The sequence below is a fragment of the Campylobacter sp. JH23 genome (assembly GCF_017846595.1).
Lineage (GTDB): Bacteria > Campylobacterota > Campylobacteria > Campylobacterales > Campylobacteraceae > Campylobacter_D > Campylobacter_D coli.
This window is the reverse complement of sequence record NZ_JAEQBP010000001.1, coordinates 283,047-309,672: the sequence shown is the minus strand read 5'-3', so window position 1 is coordinate 309,672 and position 26,626 is coordinate 283,047. Positions and strand designations below refer to the sequence as shown.

The 26,626-nt window shown below is 32.4% G+C and carries 23 protein-coding genes and 2 pseudogenes; 9 read left to right on the top strand and 16 right to left on the bottom strand.

The features are described from left to right. Position 1 precedes the first annotated feature (1 nt). Positions 2-748 (bottom strand): annotated as a pseudogene (locus KAR88_RS01575) (flagellar basal body-associated FliL family protein). Between the two features lie 200 nt (positions 749-948). On the opposite strand from KAR88_RS01575, the gene KAR88_RS01570 reads away from it, so the two are divergent. Further along, positions 949-1,971, top strand: coding sequence for an MBL fold metallo-hydrolase (locus KAR88_RS01570; RefSeq protein WP_002776637.1), 1,023 nt, complete (start codon positions 949-951; stop codon positions 1,969-1,971). 69 nt (positions 1,972-2,040) lie between these two features. Then, positions 2,041-2,382 (top strand): cupin domain-containing protein, encoded by a 342-nt coding sequence (locus tag KAR88_RS01565; RefSeq protein WP_002776640.1) that lies wholly within the window; start codon positions 2,041-2,043, stop codon positions 2,380-2,382. 109 nt (positions 2,383-2,491) lie between these two features. Here the strand turns inward: KAR88_RS01565 and KAR88_RS01560 are convergent, their stop codons facing one another. The 15 genes from KAR88_RS01560 to KAR88_RS01490 form a co-directional block, all read right to left on the bottom strand. After that, entirely contained in the window at positions 2,492-3,661 is a 1,170-nt protein-coding gene (locus KAR88_RS01560; protein ID WP_002793439.1) for a pyridoxal phosphate-dependent aminotransferase, read from the bottom strand. 150 nt (positions 3,662-3,811) lie between these two features. Then, positions 3,812-4,444, bottom strand: a complete 633-nt coding sequence (cysE, locus tag KAR88_RS01555; protein WP_192801232.1) for a serine O-acetyltransferase — start codon at positions 4,442-4,444, stop codon at positions 3,812-3,814. After that, a complete protein-coding gene (speA, locus tag KAR88_RS01550; protein WP_002776646.1) occupies positions 4,445-6,280 on the bottom strand; it encodes a biosynthetic arginine decarboxylase in 1,836 nt (611 codons plus the stop codon). Beyond that, positions 6,277-7,503 carry a histidine--tRNA ligase gene (hisS, locus tag KAR88_RS01545; RefSeq protein ID WP_192801233.1) on the bottom strand — a complete coding sequence of 409 codons (1,227 nt, stop codon included), beginning with the start codon at positions 7,501-7,503 and terminating at the stop codon, positions 6,277-6,279. The genes speA and hisS overlap by 4 nt, the downstream gene beginning before the upstream one ends. Continuing rightward, positions 7,500-8,078 carry a dTMP kinase gene (gene tmk, locus KAR88_RS01540; RefSeq protein ID WP_002780065.1) on the bottom strand — a complete coding sequence of 193 codons (579 nt, stop codon included), beginning with the start codon at positions 8,076-8,078 and terminating at the stop codon, positions 7,500-7,502. Before tmk ends, hisS begins: the two co-directional genes overlap by 4 nt. Continuing rightward, positions 8,069-8,545 carry a pantetheine-phosphate adenylyltransferase gene (coaD, locus tag KAR88_RS01535; protein ID WP_002776649.1) on the bottom strand — a complete coding sequence of 159 codons (477 nt, stop codon included), beginning with the start codon at positions 8,543-8,545 and terminating at the stop codon, positions 8,069-8,071. The genes tmk and coaD overlap by 10 nt, the downstream gene beginning before the upstream one ends. A 39-nt stretch (positions 8,546-8,584) precedes the next feature. Then, positions 8,585-9,148 (bottom strand): UbiX family flavin prenyltransferase, encoded by a 564-nt coding sequence (locus tag KAR88_RS01530; RefSeq protein ID WP_002776650.1) that lies wholly within the window; start codon positions 9,146-9,148, stop codon positions 8,585-8,587. After that, positions 9,145-9,807 carry a flagellar basal body P-ring formation chaperone FlgA gene (gene flgA / locus KAR88_RS01525; protein ID WP_002784424.1) on the bottom strand — a complete coding sequence of 221 codons (663 nt, stop codon included), beginning with the start codon at positions 9,805-9,807 and terminating at the stop codon, positions 9,145-9,147. Before flgA ends, KAR88_RS01530 begins: the two co-directional genes overlap by 4 nt. Before the next feature lie 77 nt (positions 9,808-9,884). Beyond that, on the bottom strand, positions 9,885-10,661 hold the full coding sequence (locus KAR88_RS01520; RefSeq protein WP_192801234.1) for a MetQ/NlpA family ABC transporter substrate-binding protein: 777 nt from the start codon (positions 10,659-10,661) through the stop codon (positions 9,885-9,887). Between the two features lie 9 nt (positions 10,662-10,670). After that, positions 10,671-11,441: a MetQ/NlpA family ABC transporter substrate-binding protein gene (locus KAR88_RS01515; protein WP_002817100.1), complete on the bottom strand. Its 771-nt coding sequence runs from the start codon at positions 11,439-11,441 to the stop codon at positions 10,671-10,673. Positions 11,442-11,495: 54 nt separating this feature from the next. Next, positions 11,496-12,269, bottom strand: a complete 774-nt coding sequence (locus tag KAR88_RS01510) for a MetQ/NlpA family ABC transporter substrate-binding protein (protein ID WP_002776664.1) — start codon at positions 12,267-12,269, stop codon at positions 11,496-11,498. Positions 12,270-12,462: 193 nt separating this feature from the next. Continuing rightward, entirely contained in the window at positions 12,463-13,368 is a 906-nt protein-coding gene (locus KAR88_RS01505; protein WP_057030743.1) for a methionine ABC transporter permease, read from the bottom strand. After that, the gene (locus KAR88_RS01500) at positions 13,365-14,375 is read right to left on the bottom strand and encodes a methionine ABC transporter ATP-binding protein (RefSeq protein ID WP_002776666.1); all 1,011 of its coding nucleotides are present in this window, start codon (positions 14,373-14,375) and stop codon (positions 13,365-13,367) included. Before KAR88_RS01500 ends, KAR88_RS01505 begins: the two co-directional genes overlap by 4 nt. Before the next feature lie 5 nt (positions 14,376-14,380). Continuing rightward, positions 14,381-16,993 carry a valine--tRNA ligase gene (locus KAR88_RS01495; RefSeq protein WP_002776667.1) on the bottom strand — a complete coding sequence of 871 codons (2,613 nt, stop codon included), beginning with the start codon at positions 16,991-16,993 and terminating at the stop codon, positions 14,381-14,383. Between the two features lie 24 nt (positions 16,994-17,017). Then, on the bottom strand, positions 17,018-17,947 hold the full coding sequence (locus KAR88_RS01490; RefSeq protein WP_002776668.1) for a hypothetical protein: 930 nt from the start codon (positions 17,945-17,947) through the stop codon (positions 17,018-17,020). 121 nt (positions 17,948-18,068) lie between these two features. Here KAR88_RS01490 and KAR88_RS01485 point away from each other — a divergent pair, with 121 nt between their 5' ends. The 7 genes and pseudogenes from KAR88_RS01485 to KAR88_RS01455 all read left to right on the top strand — a co-directional run bounded on the left by KAR88_RS01485 (position 18,069) and on the right by KAR88_RS01455 (position 26,626). Next, positions 18,069-20,099: an ATP-dependent helicase gene (locus KAR88_RS01485; RefSeq protein ID WP_002776669.1), complete on the top strand. Its 2,031-nt coding sequence runs from the start codon at positions 18,069-18,071 to the stop codon at positions 20,097-20,099. Between the two features lie 55 nt (positions 20,100-20,154). Next, positions 20,155-20,886: pseudogene (locus KAR88_RS01480) on the top strand (substrate-binding domain-containing protein). 108 nt (positions 20,887-20,994) lie between these two features. Continuing rightward, positions 20,995-21,522 carry a thiol peroxidase gene (gene tpx / locus KAR88_RS01475; protein ID WP_002776674.1) on the top strand — a complete coding sequence of 176 codons (528 nt, stop codon included), beginning with the start codon at positions 20,995-20,997 and terminating at the stop codon, positions 21,520-21,522. 268 nt (positions 21,523-21,790) lie between these two features. Then, a complete protein-coding gene (gene napA, locus KAR88_RS01470) occupies positions 21,791-24,565 on the top strand; it encodes a periplasmic nitrate reductase subunit alpha (RefSeq protein WP_002776675.1) in 2,775 nt (924 codons plus the stop codon). A 17-nt stretch (positions 24,566-24,582) separates the two neighbouring features. Further along, the gene (gene napG / locus KAR88_RS01465) at positions 24,583-25,323 is read left to right on the top strand and encodes a ferredoxin-type protein NapG (protein WP_002784911.1); all 741 of its coding nucleotides are present in this window, start codon (positions 24,583-24,585) and stop codon (positions 25,321-25,323) included. Further along, entirely contained in the window at positions 25,320-26,105 is a 786-nt protein-coding gene (gene napH / locus KAR88_RS01460; protein ID WP_072212041.1) for a quinol dehydrogenase ferredoxin subunit NapH, read from the top strand. Before napG ends, napH begins: the two co-directional genes overlap by 4 nt. Next, positions 26,102-26,626: a nitrate reductase cytochrome c-type subunit gene (locus tag KAR88_RS01455; protein WP_072212040.1), complete on the top strand. Its 525-nt coding sequence runs from the start codon at positions 26,102-26,104 to the stop codon at positions 26,624-26,626. Before napH ends, KAR88_RS01455 begins: the two co-directional genes overlap by 4 nt.

Genomic DNA, 26,626 nt, shown 5'->3' with positions numbered 1-26,626 from the left:
TTCAAGAGATGATAAAATCTCTAAAATATAATTCTTTAATCAGCTTATTGCCTAATTTTTCATTAATTTTTTTAACCAATTCTCTTTGAAGTTCTAGTTTGAAATTAGAGAATTCAATTTCTTGTATTTCTTTTGCTAGAATGGTTTGAATAATAGTATCTCTAATAACGGGTGAAATTTTTGTAAAATCTTCTAAAGAAATTTCTTTTATTAATTCTAAATCAATGGTGCAGTGTGTATATTTTTGTCTGCCAGCTTGTGGTAAGTTAAGAATAAAAGGATCTAATGAATAAAAATAATTTGTATGAAAGTGTTATATGAAAAATTTTCTTGTCTTATGCTTTTGGAGGGCTTGTTAAGTAAAAAAAGGTAATAAATATAATACAAGATAAAATGCATGCAAATAAAAAAATAATTAATACTTCTAGTGGTTTTAGTATTCTTTTTTTTGACATTTTCTTCTTTTGGAATAAAATGTAAATTGTTTGGATTATTTTTAAAATTAACAATACTTTGTTTAAGTCTTGCTAGATCGTAACGAATAAGATTTGTTACGATATTTAAATCCATGGCTACTATTATGTGCTGCAATATTTCTACTTTTTGAGAGTCTTTTCATATCTTCTTCACAAAAAATTACCATAACTTCAGCATCTGCACTATCTTGGATATTTTTTATCGTTTCTTTAATGTTGATTAGTGACATGAAAATAGCTTTTTGTTTGATTTCATTTTTTAAAGCTTGCATAAGCTCGCCTTTGGTTTGTTTAAATATAAAATCAATTTCTTGAAGTATTTTGTCTAGTTTATATAAATTTTATTTTTACATCATTTTATCCAATATTTGATTTGGACATTTTAACACAAGTAAACCAAAAACTTGTGTAAAATAAAATTAATCTAAAAATTTCTTGGATATAATTTTAATAAACATAAAAAAGGAAAAAATTGAATTTGTCATTTAAAACCTTTGATCTTTCGAGTAAAGAACGCCAAAAAGCTAAAAAAGTGCAGGGTAAAAAATATGAAATTTTTCTTAATGAAAATCCCCAAACACATAATGCTTTTAAAGTGTCTTTTAGGGAAGTTTTGAGGTATTATTATCTTTACCCTAAAAATGCTAAGGCGACTTTTAAACTTCCTTTTTTTAAGCCAAATTTAAAGTATGTTCGTACTCCGCACATCACTTGGCTTGGACATTCATCGCTTTTTGTGAGTTATAAAAACTATAAAATTTTAATCGATCCTATCTTTAACACTCACGCTTCACCTTTTTCTTTTATTAATAAAGCTTTTAAAAATGCACCTGTTTATAATGCCAATGATTTTGATGAAATTTTTGCCGTGATTATCACTCATTCTCATTTTGATCATTTAGATGAAAAAAGCGTGAAAACTTTAAAAGATAGGGCTAAATTTTTTATCGCGCCTTTAAAAGTAGGAAATTATCTAAAAAGTTATGGAGTGAGTGAGAAAAAAATCATAGAGCTTGATTGGTGGAGTGGGGTGGAATTTGATGATTTAAGGATTGTTGCAACGCCTGCGCAGCATAGTTCAAGCAGGGGCGATGGGTTAAATAAAACTCTTTGGGCTTCTTTTGTGATGGAATTTTTAAGCGCGGACAAAAGGGTGTTTTTTAGTGGCGATGGAGGATATTTTACACATTTTAAAAAAATCGGGGCTTATTTTGGTGGTTTTGATTTAGTTTGTCTTGAAAGCGGTCAATTTAATGCCGCTTGGCCTTTTTCGCATTCTTTTCCTGATCAAATTTTAAAAGAAGCAAAAGATTTGAATGCAAAAGCTTTAATGCCTATACATTGGGGAAGGTTTTTAGCAGGAACTCATGCGTGGAATGGAGTGGTAGAATATCTTTATGAGAATTCAAATTTGCCTTTGATTACACCAAAAATGGGCGAAGCTTATGAGGTGGGAAGTGAGTTTGAGCAAGATTTTTGGTGGAAAGAAGGATAAAATTAACACAAGTTTATAGTCTGTGTTTTGATTTTTGTTACAATCTTATAAAATTAAAAAGGAGATTTTATGAAAATCACTCAATGGAATAAAGCGGATTTTAGCCCCAAAGAAGTAAAAATCAATGTTTTAATCGATGATGAGCACAGCAAGGAAATTCAAATTTTACTTGCTAAAGATAGCGTGATGAAAGAGCATAAAGCACCCTTTGCTATCCGCGTGCAAGTTTTAAGTGGTAAAATTTGGTTTGAAGTAGAAAATGAGAAATTTGAATTCAATACTTTAGATATGATAAGCTTAGAAGCAAATGTGCCTCATTCTTTAGGAGGATTAGAAGATTCTGTGATAAGACTTAGTTTAAATAAACTAGATAAAGTCCAAAGAGTAAATGCAGTGCTTAAAAAACCTTGATTTTTTGGTTTTATTTTGAAATTTGGGTTTGAGAAAGTTTAAATTTGGGTCATTTGAATTTTATTTGATTGCCTAACAAAGTTAGCAATTCTAGGTTTTAAACCTAGAATTATTTATAATTTTTAATAAAATTTGCTATTCTTTCTATGCCTTTTTTGATAAGTTCATCGCTTGTAGCATAAGAAAGTCTAAAATATCCATCCATGCCAAAACCGATACCTGGAACTACAGCAACTTTTTCTTGTTCTAGTAATTTTTGGCAAAATTTCATAGAATCTTTTTCAATTTTTTGAGTATTTACAAAAAGATAAAAAGCTCCTTCAGGCTTATAGACACTAATATTTGGAATTTGATGAAGCATATTTAAGGCTAAATCGCGACGCTTTTCAAAAGCTTGACGCATTTTTTCTATATCCTCATCACATTCTCCATTTAAGGCAGGTATGGCAGCGTGCTGAGTGATAGAGCAGATATTTGAAGTGCTTTGGCCTTGAAGTCTTTTAACAGCTGAAATCAAGGCTTTGTTTTTACTTGCCATATAGCCAAAACGCCATCCAGGCATAGCACTGCATTTACTAAGTCCATTGATGGTCACAGTGCGATTTAAAGCATCTTCGCTTACACTTGCAAAAGCTACAAATTCAAAGCCATCGTAGCGAAGTTTTTCATACATTTCATCACTTAATACGATAATCTTTGTACCCTCTAAAACCTTAGCAATACTTAAAAGCTCTTCTTTGTTGTAGATAGAGCCTACAGGATTTGAAGGAGAATTAAGCATTAAAATTTTAGTTTTAGGAGTGATGGCTTTTTTAAGCTGCTCTGCGTTGATTTTAAAGCCATTTTCTTCTAAACCCTCGATAAATACAGGCTTTCCACCTGCAAATTTAACCATTTCAGGATAGCTCACCCAATAAGGACTAGGAATGATGACTTCATCGCCTTCTTCAACTAGACATTCTATACATTCAAAAAGAGAATGCTTTGCCCCTACATTTGTAATAATTTCACTTGTTTCATAGCTAAGATTATTGTCTTTTTTGAGTTTGTTTTGAATAGCTTTTAATACATCAGCAATTCCTGCAACAGCAGTGTATTTACCACAACCCTTTTCTATGGCAGCAATAGCTGCATTTTTGATGGTTTGCGGGGTGTCAAAATCAGGCTCACCTGCGGAGAAGCTGATCACATCTTCACCCTTAGCTTTTAACTCGTTAGCAAGCGCAGTGATTGCTAGAGTGATGGATTCTTCTAAAACTTGTGATCTTTGGGTTAACATCTGTTGTCCTTTTGAATTTTTTGTCTAATTTTAGCAAAAAAACACACTTATGCAGTGAATTTAATTAAAAATTAATAATGTAAAAATGAACTAATGTGCAAATTCGTTAAAGGTTAAAAAATATAAAATAATATATAAGATTTTTATATATTATTTTATATCTGATAAAGCTTTTTCAAGTTCTGCAATTTTTCTCTCTAGCTTTTCGAGCTTGTCTTCGCAGTTTGCATCAACAGCCCTTGTGTTTTCCTTGTTTTTACGACGCTCTTCTACTATATAAGCAGGAATTCCTACTGCGGTTAAATTTGCTCCTACATCTTTAACAACAACGGCATTGGAGCCTATTTTGGCATTTTCTCCTATAATGATATCACCGAGTACTTTTGCACCCGAGCCTATAATCACTCCTTTTTTGATGGTAGGATGGCGTTTAATACCCTTTTCAAGACTGGTTCCGCCTAGGGTTACGCCTTGATAGATTAAAACATCATCTTCTATGACCGCGGTTTGTCCTATCACCACTCCATTAGCATGATCTATAAAAATGCGTCTGCCTAAAGTTGCACCCGGATGTAGATCTACGCCTGTTAAAAATTGTGAAATTCCGCTGATTATCCTAGCGGTGCGCTTGAAATTTTTTGTATAAAAAAAATGCGCAAAGCGGTAATTTACTACCGCCCATACACCCGGGTAATTGAAAAAAAGTTCTACAAAAGAATTATACGCTGGATCTTGTACTTTTGGTTGGGAAAAATCTTCTTTTATAATGCCGAAAAATCCCATTTATACTCCTATGCTTTTTAAATAGCCATTATCATTTAAGAAAAGATAAAGTTCGCCTAAAATGTGTTTTTTCTGCTTTTCATTGACAAGCTTAGAATTGCTAATGCGTTCATTAAGTATATCCATAATCGTATGTATATCATAGTCTAGATCTTCTAAAGCATCAAGTATGGATTGAGCTTCTATAATCCCTTCGATTTCATAGCCTTTTTCATTGACACTTATCGTTGCTTCGGTAGGATGGGTAAAAAGATTGTGCTTCATTCCAAGCACTTCTTGATAAGCTCCTACAAGGAAAAAACCTAGAAAATAATTTTCTTTTTCTACATCTACATCATGCAAAAATAAAGGATTGTTTTTAGAATACGAAATTTCGCCATCGCTATCGCAGGTTATATCCCATATGCTTGCGCTTCTTGTTGGTTCTTCGTCAAGTCTATCAAGTGGCATGATAGGGAAATTTTGCTCCAAGCCCCAAAAATCAGGTATGCTTTGAAAGAGTGAAAAATTTACCAAATACCTTTCTTGCACTTCATCTTGTATAGCAAGTAAATCCGCAGGATTTTGCTTATCACCTAAAAGCAAAATGGCTTTTTTTGTGATTAAATGTGTTAAAATTTCAGCATTAGAACGATCTTGCAAATCCACATAACCTAAGTCAAAAAGTGTTAAGATGCTTTCTAAATGATCGATACTATCGTGCAAATATTCTAAAGCATTGGAAGGCTTTATGCTTTTGTAAAGATCGTAAAGTTCATCGATAAGTTTTGGATTTTGCTTTTTTAGTATAAGCTTGCTTTCTGTGTATTCTTGAGAGAAAAGCTCTAAAACAGGAGCGACTAAAACGGCGTGATTGGCCGCGACAAAACGCCCGCTCTCTATAAAAATATCAGGCTCAAGATCTTTTTTTTGCTCGGCTATATTTTTCAATATAAATACCACATCGTTAGCGTATTCTCTTAAGGTATAATTTCTACTTTTTTCATTTTTAAATTGCGAGTATTCCACTGCTAAACCGCCACCTAGATTGATAGCTTTTAAATTTTTAGCCCCCATTTTTCTAAGCTCGGTATAGATGTTACCTGCTTCATTTAAGGCTTTTTTAAGAGGATGAATTTCAGTGATTTGCGAACCAAGATGAAAATGTATCATGGTAAATTGCTCTAAAAGCTTGTTTTCTTTGAGTAAATTTACAGCTTCTATAAGTTCAGTAGAGGTAAGTCCAAATTTAGAATTAATCCCCCCGCTTTTTGCCCAAATTCCTACACCTGCAGAGTGCAAACGCACACGCAAGCCTATATTGGGTTTAGGCTTAAAGCGCTCCTTAGCTATATCAACAATGGCTTCAAGCTCGTTTAGTCCTTCTATGGTTAAGGTGATATTGTGTCCCATTTCAGCTGCGATAAAGCCTATATTGATAAGCTCTCTATCTTTAAATCCATTTACGGTAATAGGCGCATCTTCGTTATTGTAAGCCATGGCAAGTAAAAGCTCAGCCTTAGAACCTGCTTCAAGACCGTAATTATAATCCTTACCTAAACGAACGAGATTTTTTACAAAACCAGGATATTGATTGACTTTTAAAGGATAAACGGCATTGAATTTTCCTTTATAATTAAATTCCTTTCTTGCTTTATTAAAACTTCCATAAATACTTTCAATTTGCTTTTGAATCAAATGAGGAAATCTTAAGAGCAAAGGGCCTTTATATCCATCATCTCTTAGCTCTTTTACTATATCGATAATGGCAGGTTTTTTTTCGTGATTGATACAAACTTTACCATTTTTGATGATAAAATTATCATTTCCCCAGATATCAATTCCATAATTCATCATAAAGCATTCTCCAAATCTGAAATTTGAATCACTTTTTCATCTTTGTTTTCTAAATTTTTATAAAACAAACTTTCGCTTTTTGCTTCATTTTCCCCCATGCAAAGAAAATGTTTTGAATTTATCTTATCTCCATTTTCTAAGTGCTTGGCAAGTTTTCTAGCTTCATAGCTTAAGATTACTTTGTGTTTTTTTCTAAGCTTGGTAGCAATTTGCAAAAGTTTTGGGATATAAATTTCATCCATAGCACAAAGATAAATTCCCTCTCTTTTTTCTAACTCTTCTTTTTGTTCTAAAATGGCTATAATTCTTTCTATACCCATGGCAAAACCTATACCATAGCCACTTTTTCCACCTAAATACTCTATAAGTCTATCGTAGCGTCCTCCACCTGCAATGGCGGCTTTTGCTCCTATTTCATCGCTTATAAATTCAAAAGCCGTTTTAGAATAATAATCCAAGCCCCTCACAAGTTTTGAATCTAACTCAAATTTAACTCCATTATCCTTTAAAATTTGTTGTAGTGTTTTAAAGTCTTTTTGGCAAGAGGTACATAAATTATTGATTAAAAGTGGAGCATTTTCAAGCAAATTTTGACAATATTCATTTTTACAATCCAAAACGCGAATAGGATTTAAATTTTTTCTACGCAAACAATCTTCGCAAAAACCTTCTTTAGAATCTAAGAATTCAACGAGCTCATCGCGGTATTTTGGCAAGCATTGTGAGCAGCCTAAAGAATTAAGTTGAAGTTTGAAATCAATACTAAGGCGTGAGAAAATTTCTACTAGCATTAAAATAATACTCGCATCTTCATAAACGCTAGGTATACCAAAGCTTTCAACTCCAAATTGATGAAATTCTCTTAAGCGACCCTTTTGAGGTCTTTCATAACGAAACATAGAGCCATGATAAAACCAACGCTTTACGCTGATGTTTTTATCTAATTTTTTTTCTATATAGGCACGCACGACTCCTGCTGTGCCTTCAGGGCGCATACAGACTTCATTGCCCCCTTTGTCTGTAAATTCATACATTTCTTTACCAACGATGTCAGAACTTTCTCCTACACTTCTTTTAAAAAGTATGCTTTGCTCTAAATGTGGAGTATTGATGAAATTAAACCCGTAGTTTTTTGCAACTTCTTCGCAAGTTTTGATAATTTTTTCATAATATAGCGCATCTTTATCGCTTAAATCTTTCATACCTTTTAGAGCATTAATCATTGTAAAAAATCCTTTATTTTTTGGTGTAAATTTTCTTTTGTATCATTTGCATTTAGGGTTAAAACTTGAAGATTTATTTTTTCTTTTAAAAAATAAAGAGTATTTTCAAGTTTATCTTGGACACTTAAGAAATAATCAATTCCGCGTTTTTCTATAGCATCTTGCTCTTTTTGGCTAAGACGTTCTTTGATTAAATTTTCATCGCCTTTTAAAAAAATAACTTTTTGCGGGAAGAAATTTTCTAAAGCAAAGGCATTAAGTCTAAAAAGCTCTTCGTTTTCAAAATCTTTTGCATAAGCCATGCCTGAAATAAAACTTCTATCGCTAATAATGAGTTTATCTTGATTTGCTTTTAAAATTTCCTCACAGTGCTGCGCACGATCAGCTAAAAAAAGCAAAAGCTCGGTTTTTTTGTCAAGTTGATAGGGTTTATAAAGTAAAAGCTCTCTTAGGTGATTGCCTAGTTTGGTTCCCCCAGGCTCTGCAGTAAAAACGGCTTCTTTAAAACATTCTTTTAAAAGTGAAATTTGCGTACTTTTACCAACACAATCCACCCCTTCAAAAACTACATACAAGGCAAATCCTTTAAAAAGGGTAAAATTTCTTTAGGGACTAAAGTGCTGATATCTCCTCCATGGGAAGCAATAGATCTAACTATAGAACTTGAGATAAACGCATTTTTTAAATTTGGCATTAGGTAAATGGTTTCAATCTCTTCCCAAAGGGCGTGATTAGCATAGCCAATTTGTAGTTCGTATTCAAAATCACTTACTGCTCTAAGTCCTCTTACTATGGTATTTACTTTGAGCTCTTTGGCTAAATCTACAAGGAGATTATCAAAAGTGATAATTTCTACATTGTTTAAATGTGAAGTAGCAAGCTTTGCAAGCTCCTTTCTTTGTTCTAAGCTAAAACAAGGCTTTTTATGCTCGCTATTTGCTATAGCTACAATCACTTTATCAAAGATTTTAAGCGCTCTTTTAATCACATCTAAATGTCCATTTGTAATAGGGTCAAAAGTCCCTGGATATAAACAAGTCATTTTTACTCCAAAAATTTTTAAAAATATAACAAATTTAAGCTAAAAATTCTGCCATCTTTCGTATAAATTATGAGAAATTCCTAAAAGATCTAGCCATTTTCCTATGATAAAATTTTCCATTTGTTCTAAATTACTAGCATGAGAATAGCTCGCTATAATAGGAGGTGCGATGATAACACCTAGTTGACTAAGCTTGTGCATATGTTCTAAAATTAAAGTTGAAAAGGGCATTTCTCTTACTCCTAAAATCAAACTTTTTCTTTCTTTTAGAGCCACGGCAGCAGCTCGCATCAAAAGTGTGTCGGCTAATCCTGCGTGAATTTTAGCAAGGCTCGAGATAGAGCAGGGTGCAATGATGGTTTTTTCTATACTAAAAGATCCGCTTGCAACACTTGCGCTTAGGTTATTATCATTTAAAAAACAGATATTTTGAAATTGTTCTTGACAAATTTTTTCCAAGTTTTTCTTATTTTCAGCTTCAAAACTTATCTTTGCACCTTCAGTAATAATACAATAAAGCTCGCATTTATTTTCCAAATTTTTTAAAAGTTTAAGTCCTAAATGCGTACTACTAGATCCTGAAATTCCTAATAAAATTTTCATTGTATAATCATCCTATTTTTTCCTGTAACTATACCTTGCATGACTTTACCCTCTTTGTTTTTTGCTCGAATTCTTTCTCCCATATCGGCACTGTGTAAGGCTGTGAGTTCTATTAATACATCAACATTTCCATCACTTAAAACACCTATTATAGGGTCATTGCGGCGAATAAGAGCCATGGTTTTAAACATATTTTCTTTTAAAATAGTATTTTTACTGATATTGCTTTTTGCTATGAGATTGTGAGTGTCTTCAAGAGCGAGAGCGTTAGAGGGAACTTTATCAAAGTCCATAAGTACGCTTTTATAGTCAAAAGCGCCAAGTTTATCTCCTCTTTGTATAGAGCGCTCACTTTTTAATACTTCTAAACTTGCTTGCATAAAATAACGAAAAAATACATTTTTTTGTATATTTTGTGGGGTTTTAAATTCAGCCCTTATAAATCCTTGCGCTTGGTTAAAACGAGCATTGGCTATTCTTATAAATTGATATTGTTCGAAATCTTTAGGTAAAGTAGTGATTTTTAAATCGATATTTTTGATGATTAAACTTGGAAAATTGTTTTTAAATTCTTTGACAAGTGCAGTTTTAATCTCTTCTAAATTTGCACCATGGCTTAAACCAATAAAAACAAAAAAAATAAAAGATATAATTCTCATTGCCAGCCTAATATGGTATTAATCTTTTATATTTTACCCAATACAAATTTACAAAGCCTTTAAAGGCTTTGCCTGGATTAAAAAGTAGGTATAACAGAGCCTTTGTATTGCTCATTGATGAAATTTTTTATTTTATCACTGGTTAGAATTTCTTTAAGAATTAGACTTTTTTCGTTTTTTTCATCACCTTGTCTTACTGCCAGAACTATAGCATATAAGCTGTCTTTATCCTCTATAAAAATTCCATCTTTTAGAGGATTAAGTCCTGCGCCAAGGGCATAATTTGTCGTAATGACTGCTAAATCTACATCATTTAAAGCTCTTGGAAGTTGTGCGGCTTTTAGCTCTATAAATTTAAGATTTTTAGGATTTTTACTGATATCAATCGGGGTTTTAAGAGTGCTTGAAGTTTTAAATTCGATCAAACCAGCTTTAGCAAGCAAATCCAAAGCTCTACTTTCATTGGTAGCATCATTTGGAATAGCAATTTTAGCACCATTTGGGATATTTTTAATATCTTTAATATCATTAGAATAAATAGCCATAGGAACTAAAACAATAGAACCCAAAGAACTTAATTTTGTGCCTTTGTGAGCGTTAAAATCCTCTAAAAAGGGTTTGTGTTGATATAAATTTGCATCTAAATTTTTTTCATTAAGTGAGATATTAGGTATATTATAATCACTAAATTCTTTTACTTCAAGATTCCAACCTCTTTCTTTAAAAATAGGTTTTGCAAAATTTAAGATTTCAGCATAAGGAGTAGGCGTTGCTCCTATAATGATACTCTTTTCGGCTCCAAAGAGAAAACTTGTTATGCAAAAAACACTCAGTAATATTTTTTTAAATTTCATAAAAACTCCTTAAAATGCAGGGATTAGTACATCTTTATAGTGCTCATCAATAATATTTCTAAATTTATCACTTCTTAAAATTTCATCTATGATTTTAGTTTTTTCATTGTCTTTATCTTCAAAACGAACCACAACATAATTTACATAAGGGCTATTTTTATCTTCTCTAAAGATGGTATCTTTAATCGGATTCAGTCCAGCTCCAAGCGCAAAATTAGAATTAATCACAGCAATATCCACATCATCTAAAGCTCTTGGGAGTTGTGCTGCTTTTAGTTCTATAAATTTAAGATTTTTAGGATTTTTCTTTATATCTAATGGGGTTTTAAGAGTATTTTGATTTAACTCAATCAAGCCAGCTTTTTCTAAAAGCTCCAAAGCTCTACTCTCATTTGTAGCGTCATTAGGTATAGCAACCCTAGCACCTTTTTTAAGATTCTTTAAATCTTTAATTGTTTTGCTATAAATTCCTACTGGTGCGATGACAACAGGCGTTGTTGGGGTTAAATTTGTGCCTTTTTGAGCATTGTATTCTTCTAAAAAGGGTTTGTGCTGATATAAATTTGCGTCAAGTTCTTTTTCTTCTAAGGCTCTATTAGGCAGTATATAATCAGAAAATTCTATTATTTTTAATTCATAACCCTTATCTTTAAAATCATCTTTAACTTTTTCTAGTAAGCTTGCAAAGGGATTTGGTGTAGCTCCTATGGTTATGGTTTTGGCAAATATAGGACTTAAATTCAGTAAGCAAAATAATAAAATAATTTTAAATAATTTCATAAAAAACTCCTTTGGTGATTAAAAAAAGAAGAGTCCCTAAAAAAGGGACAAGGATTAAAATGCAGGTAGAATTGAGCCTTTGTATTTTTCGATGATAAATTGTTTAACTTTCTCACTTTGTAGAGCTTTTGCTAAAGCTTGGATTTTAGGATCATTTTCATTTCCTGTTTTTACTACAAGGATGTTTGCATAAGGGCTTTCTTTATCTTCTATAAATACGCCATCTTGAGCTGGATTTAAATTCGCAGAAAGTGCATAGTTAGAATTAATTACAGCAAAATCCACATCATTTAAAGCTCTTGGAAGTTGAGCAGCTTTAAGCTCTACAAATTTTATTTTCTTTGGATTTGTTGTGATGTCAAGTGGAGTTTTAAGAGCTTTTTCTTTAAATTCCACCAAACCTTTTTTTGCGATAATATCTAAAGCTCTACTCTCATTGGTTGGGTCATTTGGTATAGCTATAGTAGCACCTTCTTTGATATCATCTAAACTTTTATATTTTTTAGAATAAACAGCCATAGGTTCGATATGCACATTAGCTACTTTGGTGAGTTTGGTACCTTTATTTTTATTGAATTCTTCTAAATAAGGTGTGTGCTGAAAGAAATTTGCATCCACTTCTCCGCTGTCTACGGCTAGATTAGGTAAAACATAATCTGTAAATTCTTTGATTTCGAGTTTATAACCTTGTTTTTCTAGTTCAGGTTTTACCTGCTCTAATATTTCAACATGAGGAACTGGAGTTGCTGCGATACTGATAGTTTCTGCGGCTGTTAAATTTACAGCCAAACCTAAAAAACTTGCTACGATTAAATTTTTGATATTCATTTTAATTTCCTTATATAGTCATTTTTGTGCTTGCTTTAATCTTAATCACTCTGACTATCAGGAAGAAGCATTATGAGAAATCTTGATAGTCAGACTAGCGCATCTGAGGCATCATCTGTTAATCCTTTTAAAAATTTTTTGGCTTATTCTACTTAAAAAAACTTATATTTAAATTAAAACCGGATTTAATTTTTTATTTTTTAAGGAATTTATAAATAAAACACAGAGCAAGAACGATTAAAATAATTGCTTGCCAAACAAAACTTTCATCGTTGTTTATATTGATGATTATGCTAATTACAAATAAGGCTATTAAAGTAGCAAGAATGTATAAAGTTTTGCTATTTTTAGCCCAAGTGTAAAATAAATTGCCTAAAATTTGAACCAATTGCACCAATACAAGTAAGATAACTACCGTTTGAATCATGATTTCTTTATTAAAGCGTTCATAACCATAGCGAATCGCCACATCTCCAAGTCCGCCACCACCGACAGTTCCTGCAAGGGCCGAAAAACCTATGGTAAAAATCAAAGTCAAAGTTATACCGCTAATAATATTTGGCAAGGATTCGTTAAAAATCACTTTAAAGATGATTTGAGTATTGCTTGCACCGTAGCTTTTTGCAGCTTCTATAATGCCATGATCTACTTCCTTAAAAGCACTTTCTAACATCTTTGCCAAATAAGGTGCTATACCTATAGCTAAAGGAACTATGGCTGCATTTGTGCCAATACTAGTGCCCACTATAATTTTAGAAAGAGGTAAAAGCACAACAATCAATATAAGAAAAGGAAAAGCTCTTAAAAGATTGGTGATAAAATCTAAAACCGCATAAGCGATTTTATTATACTTGATACCATTTTTATCCCAAATAGCAAGTAAAATTCCAGGAATTATAGCTAAAATAAAACCAAAAAATACAGCCATTAAACTCATATAAATAGTTTCATTTAAAGCAGGTTTTAAAATATTTTCATAGTTTTGTGCAAAGGTGCTGATGGAATTTAGAGATACCTCTTTGATACCTTGCCAAGAAAATTCAGTAAAAAATTGCGAAATTCTTCCCAAAAATGCATCAAATATAGACACTTCATTCATGATACTACCTCCCATAAAACCCCACTTTGTTCTATATAATTAAGAACTTTACTTTTATCCTTTTCATCGATATTAATCACTAGATTTCCCAAAGCATTTCCATTAAGCTTTTCAATTTTACCCCAAACAATATTAAAATCGATATTAAGAGTTCTTGCCATATGCGTAATAATACTATTTTGCGCTACTTCTTTTGGGAAGTAAAGCTTGATATTTAAACCTGTTGAAGGCAAGAAATCACTTTCGCCCAAAAATTCTTTCATTTTTTCATTAGGTTTTAAAAAGAGCTCATCAATTGCGCCACTTCCTATAATCTGACCATGTTCTAAAAGTAAAGCTTTTTGAGCAACATCTTTTACAACATCCATTTCGTGTGTGACTAAAACCACGGTTATTCCAAATTCAGCATTGATTTTAGCAATGAGTTCTAAAATATTTTTTGTTGTATTAGGATCAAGAGCTGAAGTGGCTTCATCACTAAGTAAAATTTTAGGATTTAAAGTCAAGGCTCTAGCAATGGCCACGCGTTGTTTTTGCCCCCCACTAAGTTCTCTGGGGTAGGCTTTGTTTTTATGATCAAGCCCTACAACATCAAGCAAAGAATTGACTTTTTGATTTAAATCTTTTTCGCTCATATATTCTTTGCCAAAAAGCTTAGAATAAATTTTGCATTGGCTATAATGCATTCTTAAAGGCATTGCAACATTTTCGAATACATTTTTTCTTTCCATTAAGGCAAAATTTTGAAAAATCATACCTATATCTTTTCTTAACATTCTAAGCTTTTTAGGATTATTTTGACTTAGATCTTTTATTTCAGCATCAAGCACTTTTAAACTTCCTTCTTGATAGCTTTCAAGTCCATTGATACATCTTAAAAGAGTAGATTTTCCAGCACCGCTGTGTCCTACGATAGCATAGATTTCACCTTTTTTTATCTCCAAGGAAACATCATTAATAACCAGTTCTTTTCCGTAATATTTTTTTAAATTTTGTATTTTTATCAAAGTTTTTAACCTTTTAAATTTGCTAGTTCAGCTGATATTTTTTCAAGCTGAGTTTTTAAATTTGCCAAAGCTTCTTTATTCTGTTCTACGACTTCTTTAGGCGCATTGGCAATAAATTTTTCATTTGACAACATAGCATTTAGTTTGGTACTTTCTTTTTCTAGCTTTGTTTTTTGATTTTCAAGCCTTGTTAAAATACCGCTTAAATCTACATTATTAAGCGTGATGAAAATTTCTAAATTTTCACTTACATCGCAAATGGCTTTTTGTAGTTTGTTTTCTGTAAATTCTATATTTTCGCATTTGGCAAGCATGGTGATGAACTTCATATAGGATTTGATTTCATCTTGCATTTTTTTATCATTTAATTTAATATAGGCTTTTTCTATTTTTGAATTTCCTAAATCCACAAGGCTTTTAGCGCGGCGTATGCTAACAATGCTTTCTATGATCAAAGAGAAAATTTCTTCTATATTGGAATTTTTTGCATGAAATTGTGGGTATTTGCTTATCATTATGGAGGCACTTGTTTTAAGTTCACTTTTACTAAGCTTGTGATACAGATACTCACTGATAAATGGCATAAAAGGATTTAAGAGTTTTAAAGCCTCTTTGAAAATGCTTCCTAGTTCTTTTACTGATTCTTTTTGAGCTTTGCTAAGTTCTATCCCCCAATCGCAAAAATCATCCCAGAAGAATTTATAAAGTGTGTTTGCAGCATCATTAAAGCGATAATTGTCTAAATTTTCTCTCACATTTTTTACACAATCTTGAAATCTAGAATAAACAAATTGAGCTAATGCGCTTTTAAGTTCTATCTTTTCTAAGTCTTCAAATTGCTCTTCATTTAAAAGTAGATAATTTGTCGCATTATAGATTTTATTTGTGAAATTTCTAACTTGTAAAAGTTTGTCATTGCTAAGCTTGATATCGCGTCCTTGTATAGCAAGCAAGGCTAAGGTGAAACGCAAGATATCGGCGCTATATTCTTTAATGCTTTCATTTGGATCAATAACATTTCCAAGACTCTTACTCATTTTTCTACCTTGCTCATCTTTAACAAGAGCGTGTAAATAAATATCTTTAAAAGGTAAAGCCCCTAAAGCATTTGTACTTTGAAACATCATTCTAGCTACCCAGAAAAACAAAATATCAAAACCGGTTATCAATAAAGAATTAGGATAAAATTCTTTTAAATCTTCTTCAAACCAGATTTTATCTTTTCCCCAAGTATCATTTCCCCATCCAAGTGTACTTATTGCCCAAAGTCCCGAAGAAAACCAAGTATCGAGTACATCTTCATCTTGTTTGAAATTTTGCCCTCCGCATTTTGGACAAGCTTTTGGTGTATCTTGACTTGCCCATTCATGCGAGCATTCACAATAATACACAGGAATTTGATGTCCCCACCAAAGTTGTCTTGAAATACACCAAGCCCTTAAATCTTTCATCCAAGCATTAAAGCTATTAACCCAATGGCTTGGATAAAATTTACTCTCACCAAGAGCTACTTTTTCTATACTTTCTTTGGCGATTTCTTGCTTTACAAACCATTGTTTTGAAATATAAGGTTCGACTATATTGTTGCAACGATAGCAATATCCTACTTGATTGTTATGTTCTTCTATTTTATCTATAAAGCCAAGACTATCCAGTTTAGCTACAATTTTATCTCTAGCTTCTAATCGTTCTAAGCCTTTAAATTCCAAACAATGCTCGTTTAAAATTCCTTTTTCATCAAAAACACTTATAAATTCTAAATTATGTCTAAGTCCTACTTCATAGTCATTCATATCATGAGCAGGGGTAACCTTTACAACCCCTGTTCCAAATTCTTTTTCTACATGTTCATCAGCTATGATTTTAATGGCTTTATTGCTCAAAGGCAAGATCAGTTCTTTTCCTATAAATTGTTTATAACGCTCATCATCAGGATGAACCATGACTGCAGTATCACCAAAAAAAGTCTCAGGACGCGTTGTTGCTACGACTAGGTATTCATCACTATCTTTTAAATAATATTTTATATGATAAAGTTTGCCTTTGTTTTCTTTGTATTCTACTTCTATATCACTTAAAGCTCCATCGTGAGTGCACCAATTGATCATATAGTTTCCACGCACGATAAGTTTTTTATCGTAAAGTTCCACAAAAGCTTTTTTTACAGCATTTGCTAAGCCTTCATCCATAGTAAAACGCAAGCGGCTCCAAGCAGGAGTAATTCCTAGAGTTCTCATTTGATCTAGGATTTTTCCACCGCTTTGTTCTTTCCATTCCCAAATTTTTTCTATAAATTTTTCACGACCCAATTCTTCTTTTTTAATGCCTTGAGCAAGAAGTTGTTTTTCTACAACATTTTGAGTGGCAATTCCTGCATGGTCAAGTCCTGGTTGATAAAGAACTTTATAGCCATCCATTCTCTTATATCGTGTCATAATATCTTGCAAAGTAAAGGTTAAAGCATGGCCTATGTGTAAAACGCCTGTTACATTAGGCGGTGGCATCATGATACAAAAATTTTTATTTTTTTCTTGTATGGCTTTATTTCCATCGATTTCAAAATACCCACGCTCTTCGCAAATTTGATAATATGTTTTTTCTATGCTTTTATCATACATTATTTTTTACCTTTTTTACGCGGCTTATTTTACGGAAGTAATTTCTATGATTTCACAAAATGGAAAAAAGTATTGAGCCTTGTTAAGTCCAGTTTTTAAGCTATTTATATGCTTAGAAAATTCACTTCCTTTTCCTTCTTTTTTAGTTTGAAGCTTAAATCTTTCTATAATTTCTTCGCGTGCTACATATTGATTAAGCACTTCAGGGGTTTTAATATAAGGTGAAATTTTATCCATACTTATATATTTATAAGATTTTTTCATATCAGAGAAAATAATATCTTTATTGTAAATAGTTAAACTCATTTCTCCCTTAGGCAGCATTTTAACAAAAACACTAAGAAAATAGTCTTTAGAATTATCTTCTATAATCGCTAACATATCTTTTAAAAGCTTGATTCTATAATCGCTTAAGAATTTACCATCAAGCACATAAACTTTCATATTTTCTGTACTTAGTTGAGGTTCAAGGCGACTATTTTTTCCCAAGCTTAAATATTCTTGCGCTGGGCTTAGTTTTTTAGCTTGATAATTTGTTTTATTGTTATTTGTATTTTGAGGCTTAAATATTTTTTCTTGTTCTAAAATTTTTTGCTGTTTACTGATTTCTTTTTCAATCGCTGCTAGTTTTTCTTCATTGTTTTGTTTTGTAATTTGAGAAGATTTTGTATCGCTTTTGTTGTCATCGTTAATGATGTTATTTGCATCCTTTTCATCTTGCTTGTCTTGTATTAAATTTATATTTTCATTATTTGTATTTGTAATATCAGAAACATAAGAGTTTTGGGTTGTTGTATGGGTGTTATTGCTGTATTGGTTTTGTTCTGTTGAAGTTTGTGTTATAGGTGTATAGCTAGGTTTAGAATACTCAAAAAGATAGTAATAAGTTCCGCTAAGTATTAAAATCACAACGACTAAAATCCCTACAATAATAGAAAAAAATTTAAAATTCATCTTTAATTCCTTAACAAATAAAATAAATTGAATATTGTACTATATATTAATATAAATAAATGTTAAATTTTTATATTTTTAAGCATTTTTTTTCTATAATTCGTGCTTTTTAAGGAAAAAAATGCCACTTTCTAGATTAAATGAAGAGCAGTATTTAGCTGCTACTGCAAATTTTGGACACAATCTGATCATAGCAAGCGCGGGGACGGGAAAAACTTCTACCATAGTTGCAAGAATTTCTTATCTTTTAAGCCAAGGTGTATCGCCGCAAAAAATCATGCTTTTGACTTTTACTAATAAAGCCAGTAAAGAAATGATAAGCCGTTTGGGGAAATATTTTGACAAAAATATTACAGGAAAAATTTTAGCAGGAACTTTTCATAGCACAGCCTATACCTTGCTTAAAAGCGCAAATAAAGATGTGGTTTTAAAACAGGCCAGTGAGTTAAAAACCCTACTTAAAAGTGTTTATGAAAAAAGAACCTTTAGACATTTAAGTGATATAAAACCTTATCAGTCAAGCTATTTATATGATATATATTCTTTATTTCAAAACAAGGCTTATGATCAAGATTTTTACCATTGGTTTTGCGTAAATTATGAAGATCAAAGTATTTATGCAGAAATTTATGAAGATATATTAAAAGAATACAGTGAAGAAAAAAAGCGTTTTAATTATGTAGATTTTAACGATTTACTTTTGAATTTAAAAACTCTTTTAAATGAAAAAAAATACGAATTTGATGAAATTTTGGTAGATGAATATCAAGATACTAATGCGCTTCAGAGTTCTTTAATCGAGGCTTTTGAGAGTAAGAGCTTATTTTGTGTGGGGGATTATGATCAAAGTATTTATGCTTTTAATGGTGCAGATATTAACATAATAGGTGGATTTAAGCAGCGTTTTAAGGATGCTCAAATTTTTTCTCTAAACAAAAACTACCGTTCTTCAAGAAGTATTCTAGCTTTGGCAAATAAGGTAATTTTAAACAACGAAAGACTCTATCCAAAGGAGCTTATAGTTACAAGAAAAGATGAATTTAAAGCCCCTTCTTTACTGACTTTTGAAGAATTGTTTGATCAATATCAAAATATAGCCAAAATGATACTTACTAGCGGAGTGAGCTTGGAAGAAATTGCTGTTATTTTTCGCAATAATTCGAGTGCAGATGGTATCGAGGTGGCCTTAAGAGAGCAGGGGATCGCAAGTGTGAGAAAAGGCAGCGGGAGTTTTTTTGAAAGCTTGGAGGTTAAAGCCTTTAGTGCTATGCTTGCTCTTGTGGTAAATCCTAAGGATATCATGGCATTTATTCATTTGGTTCAGTATACCAAAGGAGTAGGCGGAGTTTTAGCAAAGGAAATTTTTGATGCTCTTTTAAAATTAGGTCATGGTAGCTTGATAAGGGGTTTTTTAGAACCTGATAAAAGTGTAAATTTGCAAAACCATCAAAAAAGAAATTACCAGCTTGGGCTTTTTGCAGACTTAGAAGAACTAGCCAGTGAAAATCGTTTTAAATTTGAGAGTGAGTTCAATGCTCATCCTATCTTAAAACTTTCAAAGATTAATGATTTATGTGCTAAAAATTTAGAAAAAATTTATTTTTTCTTAAAAAAAGCTATGGAAACAAAACATTCTTTAGCACTGGTTAATTTAATTTGTGAAAATTCTTTTTATAAGGAAATTTGCGAAGAATTAGCCATCAAAAGAGCGACAAATAAAGCAGGGCAAGTGGATCTTTTAAGAAAAAAAGAAAATTTAGAAAAGATAGAAACGAAATTTAATGTTTTAAAAGAACTCACTAAAAATTATAGCGATATTTATAAGTATTATAATTTTTTAACCCTAGGTGCAAGCGAGATGAGTAATGGCAAGGGTGTAAATTTGCTTAGCGTGCATGCAAGCAAGGGTTTGGAATTTGATTTGGTATTTGTGATCGATCTTGCACAAGGGCGTTTTCCTAATCAAAAACTTATGAGCATGGGCGGAAGCTTGGAAGAAGAAAGAAGGCTGTTTTATGTTGCGGTAACAAGGGCTAAAAATATACTTTATCTTAGCTATGCAAAATACGACAAAAATAAAAAAACTGCTTTTACACCTTCGCGTTTTCTTATAGAAGCAGGGCTTTGCAAGGGAGAGTTAACCATAGATTGATAACATTTTCTTTCAAAATAAATATCATTGAAAGAAAGGTTTAAAATATGAAAAAATATTTATTTTTTTAAGTTTAGTCGCAGCAAGTTTTTTAAATGCTGAAGTTTTAATTTATGGTCCTGGCGGTCCTGCGCCGGTTATGAAAGAACTAGCATTGAAATTTGAAGAAAAAACTAAAGAAAAAGTTGTAGTGACTGCAGGTCCTACCCCATCGTGGTTTAAAAAGGCTAGAAAAGATGCGGATTTGATTTTTTCGGGTAATACTTCTATGATGGATGGATTTATCAAAAGAATTCCTAGCTTGAATTTAGAAGATTTGGTTGTTTTAAATGCCCGTCCTTCAGGTATCATCGTGCGTCCTAATAACCCAAAAATATCAAAAGTTTTGAGGATATTTTAAAAGATAATGTAAATGTTATGGTTGTTGATGGTGCAGGTCAAGTTGGACTTTATGAGGATATGGCTTTAAAAGATGGTAAAAGAGAAAATTTGGTCAAGTTGCGTAAAAATATTAAAGTTTATGCTAAAAATTCTAAAATAGCTATAGATGAGTGGAACAACAATCCAAACATAGACGCTTTAATTATTTGGTCGCATTGGGCTAAGGTTTTAGGAGATAAGGCTTTGTTTATCGAAGATGAAAAAGCAGCAGTTTATTGCACAGCTGAAATCATTCCTACCAAAAAAAGGACTTCAAAATAAACAAGCTTTAGAATTTGTGAAATTTATTCAAAGTAAAGAAGCCCAAAAAATTTGGAAAAAACATGCTTGGAATGAAGTTGAGTGATTTTAAGCTGAGTATTTAAAGAATTAATAATAATTATTAAGATATAATAATTTTCGAAACATTAAAATTACAAAAATGTTTCAATTTATAAAAATAAAGGATGACAAAATGAGTTCAGTAAATTTTAAAGGAAACCCAGTAAAACTTAAAGGAAATTCAGTAGAAGTTGGAGCAGATGCTCCTAAAGTAGGACTTAAAGCTAAAGATTTAAGCACGATTGAAATTGGTGCTGCAGGTAAAACACAAATTGTTTTAAGTCTTCCAAGCTTAGATACTCCAGTTTGCGCAACTGAAGCAAGAGAATTTAACAAAAAAGTAGCAAGCTACAATGGAGCTGAAGTTGTGGTTGTAAGTATGGATTTACCTTTTGCTATGGGTAGATTTTGCAGTACTGAAGGTATAGAAAATCTAAGTGTTGCTAGCGATTTTGTAGCAAAAGAATTTGGAGAAAAATATGGCGTTTTAATTGGTGAAGGTCCACTAGAAGGTCTTTTAGCTCGTGCTGTATTTGTAATCAAAGATGGTAAAATCGCTTATAAAGAATTAGTAAGTGAAGTGACAGAAATGCCAGATATTGCAAAACTTGATGCATTTTTTGGTGGCTCTAGCTGCTGCGGCGGATGCGGTTGTCATTAATTTTCTACATATAAAGCCCCCAATGGGGCTACTTTCTTAGCTTTTCAAACAAAATCATTTATCAAACATTATTTTATATTTTTATTAGATTAGAGTTTTCTAGCCTGTTTTATTTTTTATAATCTTATTATTTCAAAAATGATAAAAGGACAATAAAATTCCTATAAAATAGGGCTTTAAAATTATTATTTTTTGCAAAAAATTCAAGATAATTTTATTTTCTATTTTTTATAATAAAATGATTTTTATTATTTTGGAGGATTAGAGTATGAATAGAAGGGATTTTATTAAAAATACCGCTATTGCGAGTGCTGCTAGTGTTGCAGGTCTTAGTGTCCCAAGGCCAGTATTTGGCGCACAAGAGGAAGAATGGAAATGGGATAAAGCCGTTTGTAGATTTTGCGGAACGGGCTGTGGAATTATGATAGCTAGAAAAGATGGCAAAATTGTAGCAATCAAAGGTGATCCTGCTGCTCCTGTAAATCGTGGCCTTAATTGTATTAAAGGATATTTTAACGCTAAAATCATGTATGGAGAAGATCGTCTTGTTATGCCTTTGCTTCGTATGAATGATAAGGGAGAATTTGACAAAAAAGGAAAATTCAAGCAAGTTTCTTGGCAAAGAGCCTTTGATGAAATGGAAAAACAATTTAAAAAAGCCTACAATGAACTCGGCGTTACAGGTATAGGGATTTTTGGTAGTGGGCAATACACTATCCAAGAAGGTTATGCTGCTTTAAAACTTGCAAAAGCGGGTTTTAGAACAAATAATATCGATCCAAATGCAAGACATTGTATGGCCTCTGCAGTGGTTGGTTTTATGCAAACTTTTGGTGTAGATGAGCCATCAGGCTGTTATGATGATATAGAACTTACCGATACTATCATCACTTGGGGAGCTAATATGGCTGAAATGCACCCTATACTTTGGTCAAGAGTTAGCGATAGAAAGCTAAGCAATCTTGATAAAGTTAAAATTGTGAATTTAAGCACTTTTTCTAATCGTACTTCAAATATTGCTGATATTGAAATCATTTTTAAACCTAATACAGATTTAGCTATTTGGAACTATATAGCAAGAGAGATTGTTTATAATCATCCTGAAGCTATGGATAAAAAATTCATTAAAGATCATTGTGTATTTGCAACAGGTTATGCAGATATTGGTTATGGCATGAGAAATAATCCAAACCATCCTAAATTTAAAGAAAGCGAAAAAGATACCGTTGCAAAAGAAAATGCAATCACTTTAGATGAAGAAGAAGCAACCTCTCTTTCTTATCTTGGTGTGAAAGCAGGTGATAAATTTGAAATGAAACATCAAGGCGTAGCTGATAAGAATTGGGAAATTTCTTTTGAAGAATTCAAAAAAGGTTTAGCACCTTATACTTTAGAATATACCGCAAAAGTAGCCAAGGGTGATGATAATGAATCTTTAGAAGATTTTAAGAAAAAACTCCAAGAATTGGCTAATTTATATATAGAAAAAAATCGTAAAGTAGTGAGCTTTTGGACTATGGGCTTTAACCAACACACAAGAGGCTCTTGGGTAAATGAACAAGCTTATATGGTGCATTTTTTACTTGGCAAACAAGCTAAGCCAGGTAGTGGGGCTTTCTCTTTAACAGGACAACCAAGTGCTTGTGGAACTGCTAGAGAGGTAGGAACATTCTCTCACCGCTTGCCTGCAGATATGGTCGTGGCAAATCCAAAACACAGAGAAATTTCAGAAAAAATTTGGAAAGTGCCTGCAAAAACAATCAATCCAAAACCAGGTTCGCCTTATCTTGGTATTATGAGGGATTTAGAGGATGGTAAAATTAAATTTGCTTGGGTTCAAGTAAATAATCCATGGCAAAATACCGCAAATGCAAATCACTGGATCACAGCAGCTAGAGATATGGATAATTTTATCGTTGTGAGTGATTGTTATCCTGGAATTTCAGCAAAAGTAGCCGATCTTATCTTGCCAAGTGCGATGATTTATGAAAAATGGGGTGCTTATGGTAATGCTGAAAGAAGAACTCAACACTGGAAACAACAAGTTTTACCTGTAGGTGCTGCTATGAGTGATACTTGGCAAATTTTAGAATTTGCAAAACGCTTTAAGCTTAAAGAGGTTTGGAAAGAACAAAAAGTAGATGGTAAGCTTACTTTACCAAGTGTACTAGAAGAAGCAAAAGCTATGGGTTATAGCGAAGATGATACGCTTTTTGATGTTTTATTTGCCAATAAAGAAGCAAAAAACTTTACTTCAAATGATGCTGTTATGAAAGATTATGACAATAGTGAAGTTAAGGGTGATGAAAGAAAAATTCAAGGCAGTGATGGAAAAGAATTTAAAGGATATGGCTTTTTTGTTCAAAAATATCTTTGGGAAGAGTATCGTAAATTTGGTTTAGGCCATGGTCATGATTTGGCTGATTTTAACACTTATCATCAAGTAAGAGGTCTAAGATGGCCAGTGGTAAATGGTAAAGAAACACAATGGAGATTTAATACTAAATTTGATTATTATGCCAAAAAAGCTGCTCCAAATTCAGATTTTGCTTTCTATGGTGAATTTAATAAAATGCTTACCAATGGGGATTTGATAGCTCCTAAGGATGAAAAAGAACATAGTATTAAAAATAAAGCTAAAATTTTCTTTAGACCATTTATGAAAGCACCTGAAAGACCAAATGAAGAGTATCCATTCTGGCTTTCAACTGGAAGGGTTTTAGAGCATTGGCATAGTGGGACTATGACTATGCGTGTGCCAGAGCTTTACCGTGCTGTTCCAGAGGCACTTTGTTATATGAGTGAAAAAGATGGTGAAAAATTAGGTTTAAATCAAGGAGATTTAGTTTGGGTAGAATCGCGTCGTGGTAAAGTAAAAGCAAGAGTAGATATGCGTGGCAGAAACAAACCACCTGTAGGACTTGTTTATGTGCCTTGGTTTGATGAGAATGTATATATCAATAAAGTTACTCTAGATGCAACTTGCCCACTTTCTAAGCAAACTGACTTTAAAAAATGTGCGGTAAAAATCTATAAAGCTTAAGATAAAGGTTTGATTTGATGAAAGATAGAAGAGAATTTTTTGCTAGTGCTTTTAAAGGTTTGTGTCTTTGTACTGCGGGTGGATTTTTGGCAAATTTAAGCTTAAAGGCTGACGATGATTACGCCTTGAGGCCACCAGGAGCTGAAGATGAGGCGAGATTTTTAAGCAAATGTATTCGTTGTGGTTTGTGTGTAAAAGCCTGTCCATACAATACTTTAAAACTTGCTACTTTGTTAGATAGTGCAAAAAACGGAACTCCTTTTTTTAAGGCTAGAGAAATTCCTTGTTATCTTTGCAAGGACATACCATGTATTAAGGAATGTCCAACCGATGCTTTGGATAAAAAACATTTAGAGCAGGGCATAGAATCTTTAAAAATGGGTATTGCGATCGTAGATAGTGCTTCTTGTGTAGCGCATTGGGGAATTCAGTGTGATGCTTGTTATAGAGCTTGTCCTTTGATAGATAGGGCTTTAAAACTTGAACTTAAACGCAATGAGCGCACTGCTAAGCACGCCTTTTTATTGCCTAGTGTTGATCATGAAGTATGCGTAGGCTGTGGGCTTTGCGAGCTTGCGTGTATTACGGAAAAGCCTGCTATTCGTGTTTTACCACGCGAGTATGTTTTAGGTAAGGCTGGTTCGCATTATGTAAAGGGCTGGGATCAAGAGGATGAAGATCGTATAAAAGATGCAGATACTTCTAAATATTTTGATGCTAAAAAGGCAACAAATTATTTAAATGAGGGAGAATTTTGATGAGGTATTTAATCGCTAGACGCATCGTTCAAATCGGAATTTTAGCTCTTTTTAGTTTTAAGGCTACGGATTTTATCTTAAAAGGAAATTTAAGTTCTTCTAGGCTTTTTGATACCCTGCCTTTAAGTGATCCTTTTGCAGTGATTCAAATTTATTTAGCAAGTTTTAGCATAGATTTAATGGCACTTATGGGAGCTTTGATCGTTTTAATTCTTTATGGAGTTTTCTTAGGTCGTGCTTTTTGTGCTTGGGTATGCCCTGTAAATTTGATTACTGATTTTGCTGCCTTTGTTCGCTCTAAAATGGCTTTTAAACAGAGTAAGGTTTTAATCTTAAGTAAAAATTTAAGATATTATATTTTAGCTTTGAGTTTAATTCTTTCTTTTGTATTGTCTTTGCCTGTATTTGAAAGTATGTCTTATATAGGCATTATACATAGAGGGATTATTTTTGGCACCACTTCTTGGATATTTATAGCTTTTATACTTTTTTGTATAGATGCTTTTTTGAGTCCTAGAGCGATATGTTCGCATTTGTGTCCTTTAGGGGCTTTTTATGCTCTCATCTCTCGTTTTGCGCTTTTAAAAATCAAGCACAATCATCAAAAATGCACTAAGTGTTATAAATGTATTGGAATTTGTCCTGAAAAACAAGTTCTTTGGATGATAGCTAAAGAAAGCGCGAGTGTAAATTCGGGGGAATGTATAAGATGTGGACGCTGTGTAGAAGTGTGTAACGATGATGCTTTAAATTTTAATATATTTGATTTAAGGAAAAAATAATGAAAAAGAAAACGATTTTACTAGGAAGCGTTGCTATAATGTTTTTAGCCGCTTGTGCGTTAAATAGTGGGGTGAGTTCAGAGCAAATTGGACTTAGGAAAGCAAGTTTGGAAAATGAAAATAAGGTAGCTTTGGTCGATGCTAGTTTTACTGCTTTACAGCCAGGTGAATCTGTGCTTTTTGAGCGTTCTTTTGAAAATGCACCACCGCTTATTTCGCATACTATTGAGGATATGTTGCCTATTACTAAGGATAATAACACCTGCCTTAGTTGCCATGATAAAGCAATTGCAACCGATGTTGGCGCAACTCCTCTTCCTGCGAGTCATTATTATGATTTTAGAACTAATAAAACCACAGGAGATGCGATCAGTGATTCGCGCTTTAATTGTACCCAATGTCATGTTCCACAAAGTGATGCAAAACCTTTAGTTGGAAATAGTTTTAAGGCTGAATTTAAAAATGAAGGCTTGAAAAATCGTTCTAATTTAATCGATGTAATTAATGAAGGTGTTGAGTAA

What these genes read in the sequence shown, in the direction of transcription:
- KAR88_RS01510 (WP_002776664.1), bottom strand. Translation starts at nt 12,269, where the DNA reads ATGAATATCAAAAATTTAATCGTAGCAAGTTTTTTAGGTTTGGCTGTA.
- KAR88_RS01495 (WP_002776667.1), bottom strand. Translation starts at nt 16,993, where the DNA reads ATGTATGATAAAAGCATAGAAAAAACATATTATCAAATTTGCGAAGAG.
- KAR88_RS01515 (WP_002817100.1), bottom strand. Translation starts at nt 11,441, where the DNA reads ATGAAATTATTTAAAATTATTTTATTATTTTGCTTACTGAATTTAAGT.
- hisS (WP_192801233.1), bottom strand. Translation starts at nt 7,503, where the DNA reads ATGATTAATGCTCTAAAAGGTATGAAAGATTTAAGCGATAAAGATGCG.
- flgA (WP_002784424.1), bottom strand. Translation starts at nt 9,807, where the DNA reads ATGAGAATTATATCTTTTATTTTTTTTGTTTTTATTGGTTTAAGCCAT.
- tpx (WP_002776674.1), top strand. Translation starts at nt 20,995, where the DNA reads ATGAGTTCAGTAAATTTTAAAGGAAACCCAGTAAAACTTAAAGGAAAT.
- KAR88_RS01520 (WP_192801234.1), bottom strand. Translation starts at nt 10,661, where the DNA reads ATGAAATTTAAAAAAATATTACTGAGTGTTTTTTGCATAACAAGTTTT.
- KAR88_RS01490 (WP_002776668.1), bottom strand. Translation starts at nt 17,947, where the DNA reads ATGAATTTTAAATTTTTTTCTATTATTGTAGGGATTTTAGTCGTTGTG.
- KAR88_RS01485 (WP_002776669.1), top strand. Translation starts at nt 18,069, where the DNA reads ATGCCACTTTCTAGATTAAATGAAGAGCAGTATTTAGCTGCTACTGCA.
- speA (WP_002776646.1), bottom strand. Translation starts at nt 6,280, where the DNA reads ATGATGAATTATGGAATTGATATCTGGGGAAATGATAATTTTATCATC.
- napA (WP_002776675.1), top strand. Translation starts at nt 21,791, where the DNA reads ATGAATAGAAGGGATTTTATTAAAAATACCGCTATTGCGAGTGCTGCT.
- coaD (WP_002776649.1), bottom strand. Translation starts at nt 8,545, where the DNA reads ATGACTTGTTTATATCCAGGGACTTTTGACCCTATTACAAATGGACAT.
- cysE (WP_192801232.1), bottom strand. Translation starts at nt 4,444, where the DNA reads ATGGGATTTTTCGGCATTATAAAAGAAGATTTTTCCCAACCAAAAGTA.
- napG (WP_002784911.1), top strand. Translation starts at nt 24,583, where the DNA reads ATGAAAGATAGAAGAGAATTTTTTGCTAGTGCTTTTAAAGGTTTGTGT.
- KAR88_RS01505 (WP_057030743.1), bottom strand. Translation starts at nt 13,368, where the DNA reads ATGAATGAAGTGTCTATATTTGATGCATTTTTGGGAAGAATTTCGCAA.
- KAR88_RS01560 (WP_002793439.1), bottom strand. Translation starts at nt 3,661, where the DNA reads ATGTTAACCCAAAGATCACAAGTTTTAGAAGAATCCATCACTCTAGCA.
- KAR88_RS01565 (WP_002776640.1), top strand. Translation starts at nt 2,041, where the DNA reads ATGAAAATCACTCAATGGAATAAAGCGGATTTTAGCCCCAAAGAAGTA.
- KAR88_RS01530 (WP_002776650.1), bottom strand. Translation starts at nt 9,148, where the DNA reads ATGAAAATTTTATTAGGAATTTCAGGATCTAGTAGTACGCATTTAGGA.